This is a genomic window from Photorhabdus sp. RM96S, from assembly GCF_042879335.1.
Lineage (GTDB): Bacteria > Pseudomonadota > Gammaproteobacteria > Enterobacterales > Enterobacteriaceae > Photorhabdus > Photorhabdus kayaii.
Genome location: NZ_JBHFKT010000019.1, coordinates 39844 through 52871 on the forward strand (window position 1 = coordinate 39844; position 13028 = coordinate 52871).

Below are 13028 nucleotides of genomic sequence, written 5' to 3' on the forward strand. Positions count from 1 at the left end.
TCAAACCGATTATTATGCAGAAATATCCTTTGATATTGTCTGCATAATAAGCTTTGCTCTCTGCTCCCAATTAAAACGCTCTGTCACCAACATTTTTGCATAACTAACTTGTGACTTAACTTTTTCTGGATTATCCCTCAGTAACTGAATCTGTTGAGCAAAACTTTCTGCATTCTCACTGTCAGCAAAACTGACCGCATTTTCATCAGCCACATCACGAATAGAAAGAAAATCAGAGATAACCACAGGCTTATCCATCGCCATATATTCAAATAATTTTAGTGGCGAAGTATAGCGACTGCCAATGCTGGTTTTAGTTAATGGCAACAGACAAATATCATTATCTGCAATTATCTGAAAACGTAATTTAGGTTGAATAAACCCAAGAAAATTGATTTTATCGCCAACCCCCATTTGCTGAGCAATCTGCCGCAATTGCTGAATTTGCCCTGGTTCACCACCAGCAATATTCAATACTGCATTCTCAAGATAAGCCATCGCTTTGATCGCCGTTGGAACACCTTTCCAACGATGCAAGCTGCCCAAATAAAGGATCTGAGTTGGTAATTCACCGTCGTCTGATACACGTTTATCTAATGACATCGACTCAACTGCCAACATATCCACACCATCTGGCGCAATAACTATTGGCGTGCTGACATTATATTCACTAATAATATCATCACTAAGTAACGACGTCAGAACGAAAATAATCCTGGACTGGCGATAAACAAAGTGTTCAATTTCTCTTAGCCTCTGATATTTACGCTGATTTTTATTTTCACTTAAATCATGCGATTCTTTAAATGATTGGGCAAAAATCTCATGACTTTCAAAAAATAGCGGAATTTCTGGATGTTCACACAATAAATACTTTGCCATTTTCAGATTACGGGTAAAAACGGCATCTACCCCATTTCTCTTCAACCAATGGGAAACCTGGAAATAGAACATTTTTTGGGTATTGAATGGAAAATACCATTTACGCCGGATATTGCGTAAAGATATCAGTCTAACTGATGGTGATAATGAGCGCCCCAAGATCTCTTCTGCGGTATTTTTACCTTCAGGCGTAACCAAATATACGTAGGCTCCCTGGCGAGCAAACGCATCAACATTCTGCAAAATTTGCAATGATGCTACCCGATAATCAGGAACCGGATAGGGATCAATATAAGCAATCTTCATTATTTATCGCTTTCAGTAAACGATTTGCCGAATGCTCCCAGGTATACATTGTTTCAATCCGTTGACGAGCTGCTTTTCCCATTTTTGGCCCCCTGTCTGGTTGAGACAATAAAAAATTAACCGCATCGACAATTGCTGAAGCATCGCCTGGCGTGACTAAAATACCCGAATTATTTTCGTTACCGACAACTTCAGGTATGCCTCCAATATAACTAGCAATCACCGGTCTGCCACACGCCATCGCTTCCGCAATTGTGATACCAAACGCTTCATCACCAATACTGGGGAAAATCCCGGCATCACCAGCAGCATAATATTCAGGCAACTGATCATGTCCTACCGGTGGATGGAAAATTATCTGTTTTTCCAGCCGTAATAGCGCAACCCGCTTTTCTAAGCGTTTCAGATCTTCACCTGACCCGATGATCAGCAATTTAACATCTTTATCCTGTAGCTGAGCCATTGCATCAATAGCAACATGCATGCCTTTCCAGCCAACCAACCTGCCGGCAAAGGTCAGCAAAAATGTTTTATCACTGATCCCAAGACGCGTTCTGACAGAAGAGTCTATCGGCCTGAATTTATTAATATCAACACCATTGTAAATCACCTTCGGGAATTGTTTAAAATGGTGCTGAATCTGCCAGGCATTAAAATGGCTGCATGCCACCCAAGCTGAAATTCGCTTACTCAGCTTTCTGTCACCCTTGAAAAAACTGGTGCCACCGCTCATATAGCAAAATTTAGTGCGGCTCTCTTTTGGCATCATTCGAGGCCAGAAAAAATCAAATGGTTTAGTCAGAATAACCCAGTCAAAATCCTCAGTAACAACTGTATCGCGAGCATGGCGAGCAAATGAGTAACGTTCAATAATACGTTGAAAACGTCGACCAATGTTAATGACTTTCTCCCTGGGAATAAATGGAAAAGTGTGAACCTGAATTGCTCTCCCATTGAGTTCTGGTTGAACATTACCCTTTCCACCAAAAATATGGATCTCATGACCGGCATCAGTCAACGCTTTCGCCAGTTCCCAGACTGCCGTCTGAATACCACCGTAAGACATAGTTACCGTGACATCAACCAAACCTATTTTCATCTTTTCTTCCTGACAACTTAGTTTCTAGTAACTTTTGCGTTGCCTGCCAGACTTGTTCAACAGATATTGCAGACATCGAGTCTTTGCGTGTGGCTTGCATATAGTGAACCGGATGTTCAATAACCACCAAATGAGAATGCTGTTGAGGTGCCAAAAAGCGGCCTGGGTGGAAACTATGATACATAGCAACCATCGGGATACCTAATGCGCCGGCTAAGTGGGTCGGCCCTGTATCAACACCAATATACAAATCAAGTTGACTCATTATTGCTGCATTCTGTCGCATTGTCAGTCTACCAACCAATGAAGTACACTTTTCAGCCCCTAACCTTTTTGCCAGTGACTGTGCAGCAATTTTACCGTCAACACTGCCTAATAACATAATATGTGACTGGGGATAACGGCTACAAATGTGTTGCGCTAATTGGTAAAAATGTTCAACCGGCCAATCACGATAAGCTTTTGCCGGGAAACTTTGTAACTGAAAACCAATCAGGAGCTTGTTCTCTAAATGATACTGCCGTATAAAACCATCAGCAAAGTGTAACTCCTGTTCACTCACACAATAATTCAACCGCCAGTCATTGACCTCAACATCTACCGCGCTAGCAAGCATGGCCCGTTCCTGTTGAGCAGGCATCAACATCTTTGGCTTTTCCACAGTCAGCCAATCAGATTGCAACGCGGACTTATCTGAAAATGAAACCGTTAAGTGTGATTTACGTTTCGCATACTGCAATAAAGGTTTATCGTCACTATATACTAAAGCCAGATCATAATGTTTACGGGTAAACCAACCACACCAGTTTGCCTTACCTTTCGAAAAAGCAGTCAATTTATTGATATCACTTATATTTTCAAGGATCTGTTTAGTCCTTTTATGAGCCATAACATCAATATTCGCACCAGGCCATTTCTGCTTTAAAGCACGAATCACCGGCGTTACCAATAAGGTATCACCGAAACGTGCTATAACAATGACCAGAATATTTTTGATCTGCATAAGACAATTATCTAATTAATCTGCCATAAAATTCAACAAAATATACAAAAAACCATTTTGTATACGATTGACCACAACAAGGTGATTTAACTAATAATTAACTTTAAAGTAATTTAATATCAATAAGTTGAACATTACCTAAAACCATAAGCCGAAGAATAAGGACCAGAATAAATCCTAAATAATGTTAACGTTTTTTACCTTTAATGCTGTGAAAAAAGATATTTTCCATTTTATCCAACATCTTATCCATGCCAAATAAAGCCATTGCACGCTCTAATGAAGAATGGCTGAATTGCAAACGCAGTTCATTATTATGAATCAATAACTCTAAACTTTTCGTCAATAACTCTGTATTTCTGGGTTCCACGATATAACCCGTTTCACCATCAACTACCGCTTCGGTAATTGCACCAACGGAGGTTGATACAACAGGTATCCCACACGCCATTGCTTGCATAATGCCTTGTGGCACGCCTTCATTACCAAAAGAAGGTAATGCAAATAAATCCATCGCATTCAAACAATCAGGAACATCCTGACGGTTACCTAAAAAAATGACACTGTTTGACAAACCTTCTCGCTTTACTAAAGGTTCCAATGACTTACGTTGTGGACCATCACCAACAAACAAAAGTTGCCAATCAGGATATTTCTGGTGCAGAACTTTCCAGCTTTCCAACAGATAGCGATGCCCTTTCCAGGTTCTCATGGTCGCAACGACACCTAATGTCGGTTTATCTTGAATCCCAATCCGCTGACGGCAAACTTTCTTATCTTCCGGTCGGAAACGATCTAAATCGATGCCGGTAGGCACTGATGTCATATGCTGTAATGGATAACGATTATTGGCATGCAGATGTTGGCGTAGTTTTTCGCCTGTAGTCGCAATATGCCGGCACGCTTTCAAATACAACCAACGAGTTGATATTGAATTAGAAACATGAGTAGAAACATGCCTGGTTCTAACCATTGGCGGCATATGCCTTAACGTTGCACAAGCCACAGCAACCAACCATGCATCCGTCGAGCTATGTGTATTAATAACGTCAAATTGACGGCCTTCTTTTTTCAACCAACGACGCATAGCAAGAAAGCAGGACCGCCGCTTTTTTTCAATCGGCAGGGCTACGGCCGGCACACCATAAGATTTTGCTTCACGGTAGATATTAGAACTAGGACAACAGACAATAACCACCTTGTGTCCACGTTTTATCATTCCTTGGGATTCCGTCAGGATTCGGATCTCCTGACCACCCCAACCACAAGATGATTCTGTATGTAAAATATTTAGTTTTTCTTTAGCCATTTCGGTTTCATATCTAGCCTACCGGAAGGCGTTAGTATAACGAAACAGTATCTTACGTCTACGAATAACAGGATATACCCGTTATCTTTCAAGTTGCCTCTTTGTTGGCTGCGCTCGCTCACCCCGGTCACATAGTTATCTATGCTCCCGGGGATTCACTCCCTTGCCGTCGCGATGCATCTTGAAATCCATAGGGTATGTCTATGAAATGTAGAGAAGAATCAGTGAATATCTGTTAAAACTCTTCAGACAACAAAAAACCCAGCCTAGGCCGGGTTTTTATCAAATCAACCAAAATTATTTAATCTTGGCTTCTTTATACATAACATGCTGACGAACAACTGGATCAAATTTTTTCATTTCCAGTTTCTCAGGCATAGTACGCTTGTTCTTCGTAGTGGTATAGAAGTGACCAGTACCAGCTGAAGAAACTAGCTTAATTTTATCGCGAATACCTTTAGCCATTTTTCAGCTCCTTAGTACTTCTCACCGCGGGTACGAAGCTCAGCCAAAACTGCATCGATACCCTTCTTATCAATCACACGCATACCTTTAACAGATACACGCAGAGTCACAAAACGCTTCTCGGACTCAACCCAGAAACGGTGGGAATGCAGGTTAGGCAGAAAACGACGCTTAGTCGCATTCAATGCATGAGAGCGGTTGTTACCACTCATCGGGCGTTTGCCAGTAACTTGGCAGACTCGGGACATGTCTATTCTCCAAAAATCAAATCAGCTCGAGCTTTGTATTGGGTATGGCCGCCTCGTCAGGCTTAGGAGCCTATCTCAGCAAATTCCACTGAAAAGACTCACATTTACTCAGAAAATGTGCTGAGATAGGCTCTTCTCGCCAAACCAAAGATCCTCAAAGGTGGCGTAGTATACGCCCTCAATCGCTGACGCTCAAGTCCCGCACAACCAAAGATCCATAAGGATCTTGAAAAAGTTAGCTAAATCCATCCTCGCTCAGCAAATGAAACACAACATTGCCGGCCAATAACCAGATGATCCAGCACTTTTACACCAACCAAATTACAGGCATCAATTACTTTATCTGTAACAATCTTATCTGCCAAACTTGGTTCTGCATGACCTGATGGATGATTATGAGCCAAAATAACGGATGAAGCATTCACCTTTATCGCTGATCGGACAATTTCACGAGGATGGACTTCAACTTTATTAATGGTGCCTTTAAACATCTCCTCATGACAGATGACTCTATTTTGATTATTGAGAAACAACACAACAAATATTTCTCTATCACGCCCTGATAATAGGTTTTGCAAATACTCTTGAGTCACACTTGGACTACTCATAATATCCTCATGCATGAATTGGCTGGAAAAAAAACGCTTTGCCAGTTCTGCAATAGCCTGTAATTGTGCATACTTAGCCAATCCCATCCCTTTATGAGAACAAAAAGTGTCATAATCAGCAGAGAGTAAATGGTACAAAGATCCAAATTCTTTCAGTAGAAATTCAGCCATTCGTAAAACAGGAAGTCCTCTGGTCCCGGTACGTAAAAAAATAGCCAGTAACTCAGCATCTGTCAGAGAAACCGAACCATAAGCCAACAATTTTTCTCTGGGGGCTAAATTTGAATATATTTCTCCTGTATTTTCAGCAACATCAACTCCCATATATTCATCTCCCTGCCCTATTTCACCTGATACAAACAGTATTCCATGCCTTAAACATCAGGGCGAATATCATATTCAGGAGCTGCGTAGCCGCTCGCAAACTTATCCTTTTTTACAATCAAAGCTCAGACTCTGCTCAACTCTGTAATTTCTTGTGATAAAATCTTGGCCCCTTGCAACTTAATATTCGGACAATCATGATGGCAGGACTTTCCGGCAAACAGATTGTGCTCGGTATCAGCGGAGGAATAGCCGCTTACAAAACTCCCGAGCTAGTACGCCGCCTGCGTGATCGCGGCGCACAAGTACGTGTAGTGATGACACCAGCAGCAGAAGCGTTTATTACACCAATGACGTTGCAGGCGGTTTCTGGTTATCCCGTTTCCGATGACTTGTTAGATCCGGCAGCAGAAGCTGCCATGGGGCATATTGAACTTGGCAAATGGGCTGATATGATTATTCTCGCCCCAGCTACCGCTGATTTACTGGCACGCCTGGTAGTCGGTATGGCAAATGATCTCGTAACAACTGTCTGTTTGGCCTCCCCAGCCCCAATTGCCGCCGTACCCGCAATGAATCAACAAATGTTTCTAGCTCAAGCGACGCAACATAATCTCAAGCGCCTTGAAGAACGGGGCGTTCTCCTGTGGGGACCGGACAACGGCAGCCAAGCTTGTGGTGACGTTGGTCCCGGCAGGATGCTAAATCCCATGGCGATTGTCGAACTCGCTGAACAACATTTTCAAGCAAGCCAAGATTTAGCTCACCTAAAACTTGCTATTACCGCCGGACCAACCCGTGAAGCGCTGGATCCCGTCCGCTTTATCAGTAATCACAGCTCCGGCAAAATGGGGTTTGCTATCGCCCAAGCTGCGGCAACACGTGGTGCAGAAGTCACCCTGATCACTGGCCCCGTTAATTTACCGACACCCCCGGGAGTCAAACGAATCGACGTCACCAGCGCCCTAGAAATGAACGAACAAGTACAAGCAATAGCGGGTTCACAGAATATCTTCATTGGTTGTGCTGCGGTTGCAGACTATCGCGCTAAACAGATTGCCTCAGAAAAAATTAAAAAACAGGGTGATGAGATCACTTTTACCCTGATCAAAAACCCGGATATTGTTGCCAATGTAGCAGCAATGCAAGAAAACCGCCCTTTTGTGGTTGGATTTGCGGCTGAAACCCAGAATGTGGAAGAATACGCACGAAAAAAACTGAACCAAAAACATTTGGATCTGATTTGTGCAAACGATGTATCCCTAACTGGCCACGGCTTTAACAGCGATACTAATGCATTACATTTGTTCTGGCATGAGGGAGAAATCCGCTTACCTCATAGTAATAAGTTATTACTCAGCCACCATTTATTAGACGAGATAGTCAGACGCTATGATGAAAAAAATCGACGTTAAAATTCTTAACCCACGTATCGGGAAGGAATTTCCTTTGCCAACTTACGCCACACCGGGTTCCGCAGGTTTAGATTTACGCGCTTGCCTGGACAATGCGGTAGAACTGGCTCCAGGACAAACAGAACTGCTTCCAACCGGGCTTGCTATTCATATTGGTGATGAACAACTGGCAGCCGTTATTCTGCCCCGTTCAGGCCTTGGACATAAACATGGTGTCGTTCTGGGTAATCTAGTGGGTTTGATCGATTCTGATTACCAAGGTCAGCTAATGGTTTCCGTCTGGAATCGTGGTGATAAAGCTTTCACTATCCAACCAGGCGAACGTATCGCTCAGATGGTTTTTGTACCCGTCGTTCAGGCTCAATTTAATCTGGTAGAAGATTTTGAAGCCAGCGAAAGAGGCAGCGGTGGTTTTGGTCATTCCGGTCGCCAATAAATCTCTGTAAGACCATACCGTTTATACCCTATGGATTTCAAGATGCATCGCGGCGGCAAGGGAGTGAATCCCCGGGAGCATAGATAACGATGTGACCGGGGTGAGCGAGTGCAGCCAACAAAGAGGCAACTTGAAAGATGACGGGTATAACCCATTATCATATTCTTTGCTCAAAATGCCATTGAGCAAAGAATTACTGATTTGTTTGTTTTGCTATTCTTAACAAAGGTCTTGTCAGACATGGCAGAAAACGAAAATACAAAGAAAAGAAACAGACGCGAGGAGATCTTGCAGGCACTGGCGCATATGTTGCAATCCAGTGATGGTAGCCATCGAATCACTACCGCTAAACTAGCCGCCAACGTAGGCGTTTCCGAAGCTGCCCTATACCGGCATTTTCCTAGTAAAACCCGGATGTTTGACAGCCTGATAGAGTTCATTGAAGATTCATTAATCTCACGGATTAACCTGATTCTGCAAGATGAAAAAGATACCATAACTCGTATTCGCCTGATATTGATCCTGATTTTGGGTTTTTCAGAAAAAAACCCAGGTCTGACCCGCATCATGACCGGTCATGCTCTAATGTTTGAACAAAACCGGCTGCAAGGGCGCATAAATCAATTATTTGAACGAATTGAAGTACAGATCCGTCAAGTTTTAAAAGAGAAAAAATTACGTGATGGGCAAGGTTTCAGTTATGATGAATCGTTATTAGCTTCTCAGTTACTCGCATTTTGTGAAGGGATGCTTTCACGTTTTGTACGCTCTGAGTTCCACTATCGTCCAACCCAGGAATTTGAAGCACGCTGGCCATTATTACTGGCTCAGCTACAATAAGTTATTCTACTACTCACCCCGCCCGTTATTGGGCGAGGGCTTTTTTTTGAAGCTTATCTATCAGATACCGTACTGCACACGATAGGCTTTTACTGCATCCAGATGAGCTTTCATCTCTGGCTGACCACTCAAATAATTAATCAAATCATTCAAGGTAATAATAGAAGACACTTTGCAACCATAATCCCTTTCAACTTCCTGAATTGCCGAGATTTCACCGTTCCCACGTTCCTGACGATCAAGACAAATCATCACGCCGGCAAGTGTCGCACTATGCTGCTTGATAATCTCCATCGATTCACGGATAGCTGTACCTGCGGTAATAACATCATCAACCAGAACAACATTACCTTTAAGTGGGCTACCAACCAAAGTACCACCTTCACCATGATCTTTAGCTTCTTTACGGTTAAAACAATATGGCATATCAATATCATGATGCTCTGCCAGTGCCACTGCCGTTGTCGTTGCAATTGGAATACCCTTGTAAGCAGGTCCGAATAACAAATCGCACTGAATACCGCTATCCAACAATGCTGCTGCATAAAAATGCCCGATTAACGCCAAATCACGCCCAGTATTAAACAGCCCGGCATTAAAAAAATACGGGCTTTTACGTCCTGATTTCAGGGTAAATTCCCCAAATTTCAGTACCTGTTTTTTTAGCGCAAGCTCGATAAATTCGCGCTGATAGGCTTTCATTGGTGTCTCTCCTCTTTTTGAGTCATAGTTATCGTCATACAACAGGCATAAAAAAGGCGACTATCACGTCGCCTGATCAATTTATTATTTTAATGCATTTTGTTTTAACGCATTTCTCTGCGCATCAAAAATATCCTCTAATCCTCCCTTGGCAAGGGCCAATAAGGATAACAACTCATCATGACTAAATGGTTCGCCTTCCGCAGTGCCTTGCACTTCAATCATCCTGCCATCTTCCATCATCACGACGTTCATATCAGTTTCAGCGGTGGAATCTTCCACATATTCCAGATCACAACGACCTTCACCATCCACAATGCCAACAGAGACCGCAGCAACCATTGATTTCAGAGGACTCTCTTTCAGCTTGCCTGCTTCAACCATTTTATTCAACGCATCAACTAGCGCGACACAAGCACCCGTAATAGAAGCTGTACGGGTACCGCCATCAGCCTGAATAACATCACAATCCAGTGTAATGGTGTATTCACCCAGTTTTTTCAGATCAACAGCGGCGCGTAGCGAACGGGCAATTAAACGCTGGATTTCCATCGTACGGCCGCCCTGTTTGCCTTTAGCTGCTTCACGGGCATTTCGGGTATGAGTAGAACGCGGTAACATGCCATATTCAGCCGTCACCCAGCCCTGCCCCTGACCTTTCAAGAAACGAGGAACGCCTTCTTCAACGGAGGCATTACATAACACTTTAGTATCGCCAAACTCTACTAGAACCGAACCTTCCGCGTGCTTAGTATAATGACGGGTTATAGTGATAGGACGCACTTGTTCTGCCGCTCTTCCTGTTGGGCGCATAGTGTTATCTCCGTTGTTAAATCATTATTGGGGGCGCATTATACGGCCTAACAGGGCTAATTCCTATCCTGCATCTACAACGAGCGTTATAATCTCTTAATCTTTTGTTTAAATTGGGAACGAATCATGATCCGTAGTATGACTGCTTTTGCACGGCGAGATATCAAAAGTGAATGGGGAAATGCGGCTTGGGAACTGCGCTCCGTTAATCAGCGTTATTTAGAAACTTATATCCGCCTACCAGAACAATTCAGAAGCTTGGAACCGGTGATCCGTGAACGAATTCGTTCCCGTCTGACTCGCGGAAAAGTTGAGTGCAACTTACGTTTTGAACTGGACTCACGCTCTCAAGGCGAACTTATCCTGAATGAAACTTTAGCAAAACAGCTAGTCAATGCAGCGAACTGGGTCAAACAACAGAGCAACGAAGGTGAAATCGATCCTGTTGATATTCTGCGTTGGCCTGGCGTTATGGCAGCAGAAGAGCAAGACTTAGATGCTATCAGCACTCAATTGTTGCAAGAACTGGATACAACACTGGATGCCTTTATTCAAAGCCGTGAAGCCGAAGGCAATGCACTCAAAATTATGATTGAACAACGTTTGGACGCGGTGATCGAAGAAGTCAGGAAAGTTCGCCAACAAATGCCTGAAATCATGCAATGGCAGCGGGAACGCCTGCAAACCAAATTAGAAGAAGCACAAGTACAGCTCGAAAATAACCGTCTTGAGCAAGAGTTAGTTTTACTGGCTCAACGTCTTGATGTGGCAGAAGAGTTAGATCGTCTCGATGCCCACGTCAAAGAAACCCGTAATATTCTAAAGAAAAAAGAAGCGGTCGGCCGCCGCCTGGATTTTATGATGCAGGAATTCAACCGCGAATCTAATACACTTGCCTCCAAATCTATCAACGCCGATATCACTAACTCCGCTATTGAATTGAAGGTGCTAATCGAGCAGATGAGGGAGCAGATTCAGAATATTGAGTAAGGTTTCAGACAAATTCATAAAGTCTCATAACATTTCACCATTGCCACTAAGTCCGCGTAATTGCGGACTTTTTTAACACCACAAGGTCTCATATAATTTCATTACTGCACATACTTGGGGTGTACTTCATTCTTGACGGTTTCTCTACAAAAACTAGTACTACAGCCGTAGATACCAGAAAGTTGCATTTTCCTTGATGCTCACAACTCTGAGAAACCGCATGAATTAAGCTTTTCTATGGGTGTCTTTTCTGTTGAAAAAAGTAAGTACGGCTGTAGCACTAGCAATATGAAACAATTTTTTAACATCTTCATAATCCATTCCTAAACCATCATCACTAATAGTTAATAAACACTTTTGAGTATCAATCTTTATATCTATCTTCCTTGAAAAGGCATCATAAGAATTCTTTGTTAGCTCATTGAGAGCAAATATATTAGAAGGAATCTTAATTGATAGTTCGTCTATTATTCGTCCATCAAACCTTAAACCAATTGAGGTCATAAAATTACTCCTGTTAGCTTTTAGCTAAACATTTTCTCATAATTAAAATTAATTCTTTATCCATCGTATCAGCAACACGATTACGTTTTGCCATTCTTTTATTATGAATTTCCCTATCAAGTTGATAAATATATTTGCAACCTTTATGCTCCAATAGCTCTCTCATGATCTTATCTAATGGTATTTCTATATTGGATATTCTGCGATTTCCCAGAGTCCATATCATATATGCATTACTTCTAAGATTAGACAATGTATTGTCCAATGCTTTATCTAAGTCATAGATAAATGAAATCAATTTCTTTATGTTTTTTTCATTAACTAAACTTATTAACTCTACGGTTTCAACTAAAGATAATGACTTATTCTTAATGAATTCGTATTTTTCTTTCGCATCTTTTAATGAACCACCTAAACTTTTTGAGTCAATAGAACTCTTATTCTCAAGCAGGTCATTAAATTTTAATTGATCTATATCAGATCTATCAATCCACATTAATGGAAGATATGAATACTGACCATAAGTAACGGTTGTATGATTATCACCATAAGGAGGAGAACTAACAAGTAAATCGCATAAAGAAGTTTTCTTAGAAAGATTTGATGTATCAGCATGCCAAATTTCTACTTTACTCTCTGATTTTGATCTTTTTATCATTCCTAATGATTTTAGTAATTCTTTTTGTTCTTTTATGTTTTCAATATTTTTAATAAGGTTTTTTTTAAAGACAACTAATGCAGAAGGAATTAATTCGATTTTTTCGTCAGTTTTTATATGTAACTTAAAAGTTGAACTCCGCGAATTACATACAATTCTGACCATATTACTCATTGATAACCAGAAAATTTTTCTTGCCCATTTAGACGGCTCCGATTTTATCGTTCTATAAATAACACTGAGTTCTATTTGGATTTTTTTTGTAAACCACTTATCTATACTCAAGATACTTCAAAGTGCATGTTTGAAAAACGATTATGTTGTTGAATTTAAATGTTTTTATATCTGACGACTCAAGCATCTTGAAGTTCATTCGGTATATACCACCAAAAGAAACCGCAATAATTTCTTAGCCTGGTTTATCTA

General features: G+C 41.6%; 16 protein-coding genes and 1 pseudogene. 5 read left to right on the plus strand and 12 right to left on the minus strand.

Annotation, left to right across the window (positions count from 1 at the left end):
- Positions 1-12 precede the first annotated feature (12 nt).
- The 8 genes from ACGF49_RS12940 to radC all read right to left on the minus strand — a co-directional run bounded on the left by ACGF49_RS12940 (position 13) and on the right by radC (position 6244).
- Positions 13-1188: a glycosyltransferase family 4 protein gene (locus ACGF49_RS12940; protein ID WP_113041814.1), complete on the minus strand. Its 1176-nt coding sequence runs from the start codon at positions 1186-1188 to the stop codon at positions 13-15.
- Positions 1169-2287 carry a glycosyltransferase family 4 protein gene (locus ACGF49_RS12945; protein ID WP_113041815.1) on the minus strand — a complete coding sequence of 373 codons (1119 nt, stop codon included), beginning with the start codon at positions 2285-2287 and terminating at the stop codon, positions 1169-1171. Before ACGF49_RS12945 ends, ACGF49_RS12940 begins: the two co-directional genes overlap by 20 nt.
- Entirely contained in the window at positions 2268-3290 is a 1023-nt protein-coding gene (locus ACGF49_RS12950; RefSeq protein WP_228900846.1) for a glycosyltransferase family 9 protein, read from the minus strand. The genes ACGF49_RS12945 and ACGF49_RS12950 overlap by 20 nt, the downstream gene beginning before the upstream one ends.
- 187 nt (positions 3291-3477) lie before the next feature.
- Positions 3478-4599, minus strand: coding sequence for a glycosyltransferase family 4 protein (locus tag ACGF49_RS12955; protein WP_228900848.1), 1122 nt, complete (start codon positions 4597-4599; stop codon positions 3478-3480).
- Positions 4581-4730 carry a hypothetical protein gene (locus ACGF49_RS12960; protein WP_349010475.1) on the minus strand — a complete coding sequence of 50 codons (150 nt, stop codon included), beginning with the start codon at positions 4728-4730 and terminating at the stop codon, positions 4581-4583. The genes ACGF49_RS12955 and ACGF49_RS12960 overlap by 19 nt, the downstream gene beginning before the upstream one ends.
- Before the next feature lie 166 nt (positions 4731-4896).
- A complete protein-coding gene (gene rpmG / locus ACGF49_RS12965) occupies positions 4897-5064 on the minus strand; it encodes a 50S ribosomal protein L33 (protein WP_010847629.1) in 168 nt (55 codons plus the stop codon).
- A gap of 11 nt (positions 5065-5075) precedes the next feature.
- Positions 5076-5312 carry a 50S ribosomal protein L28 gene (gene rpmB, locus ACGF49_RS12970; RefSeq protein ID WP_011148921.1) on the minus strand — a complete coding sequence of 79 codons (237 nt, stop codon included), beginning with the start codon at positions 5310-5312 and terminating at the stop codon, positions 5076-5078.
- A gap of 239 nt (positions 5313-5551) precedes the next feature.
- Complete coding sequence (gene radC / locus ACGF49_RS12975; protein ID WP_088372679.1) at positions 5552-6244, minus strand: DNA repair protein RadC; 693 nt, start codon at positions 6242-6244, stop codon at positions 5552-5554.
- A gap of 197 nt (positions 6245-6441) precedes the next feature.
- Between radC and coaBC the strand changes: the two genes are divergently transcribed.
- The 4 genes from coaBC (at position 6442) to slmA (ending at position 8935) form a co-directional block, all read left to right on the plus strand.
- Positions 6442-7659, plus strand: a complete 1218-nt coding sequence (gene coaBC / locus ACGF49_RS12980; protein ID WP_113041818.1) for a bifunctional phosphopantothenoylcysteine decarboxylase/phosphopantothenate--cysteine ligase CoaBC — start codon at positions 6442-6444, stop codon at positions 7657-7659.
- Positions 7637-8095 (plus strand): dUTP diphosphatase, encoded by a 459-nt coding sequence (gene dut / locus ACGF49_RS12985; RefSeq protein ID WP_113041819.1) that lies wholly within the window; start codon positions 7637-7639, stop codon positions 8093-8095. Before coaBC ends, dut begins: the two co-directional genes overlap by 23 nt.
- Before the next feature lie 91 nt (positions 8096-8186).
- A complete protein-coding gene (locus ACGF49_RS12990; RefSeq protein ID WP_267479076.1) occupies positions 8187-8318 on the plus strand; it encodes a hypothetical protein in 132 nt (43 codons plus the stop codon).
- A gap of 17 nt (positions 8319-8335) precedes the next feature.
- Entirely contained in the window at positions 8336-8935 is a 600-nt protein-coding gene (slmA, locus tag ACGF49_RS12995; protein WP_112877832.1) for a nucleoid occlusion factor SlmA, read from the plus strand.
- Positions 8936-8995: 60 nt separating this feature from the next.
- On the opposite strand, the gene pyrE is transcribed toward slmA, so the two are convergent.
- Both pyrE and rph read right to left on the minus strand, forming a co-directional pair.
- A complete protein-coding gene (pyrE, locus tag ACGF49_RS13000) occupies positions 8996-9637 on the minus strand; it encodes an orotate phosphoribosyltransferase (RefSeq protein WP_113041820.1) in 642 nt (213 codons plus the stop codon).
- Positions 9638-9721: 84 nt separating this feature from the next.
- On the minus strand, positions 9722-10450 hold the full coding sequence (gene rph / locus ACGF49_RS13005) for a ribonuclease PH (protein WP_113041821.1): 729 nt from the start codon (positions 10448-10450) through the stop codon (positions 9722-9724).
- Positions 10451-10576: 126 nt separating this feature from the next.
- Here rph and ACGF49_RS13010 point away from each other — a divergent pair, with 126 nt between their 5' ends.
- A complete protein-coding gene (locus ACGF49_RS13010; RefSeq protein WP_113041822.1) occupies positions 10577-11440 on the plus strand; it encodes a YicC/YloC family endoribonuclease in 864 nt (287 codons plus the stop codon).
- A gap of 225 nt (positions 11441-11665) precedes the next feature.
- On the opposite strand, the gene ACGF49_RS13015 is transcribed toward ACGF49_RS13010, so the two are convergent.
- Complete coding sequence (locus ACGF49_RS13015) at positions 11666-11944, minus strand: ATP-binding protein (protein WP_113041823.1); 279 nt, start codon at positions 11942-11944, stop codon at positions 11666-11668.
- Between the two features lie 13 nt (positions 11945-11957).
- A pseudogene (locus ACGF49_RS13020) lies at positions 11958-12890 on the minus strand (site-specific DNA-methyltransferase); the annotation flags it as partial.
- Positions 12891-13028 lie beyond the last annotated feature (138 nt).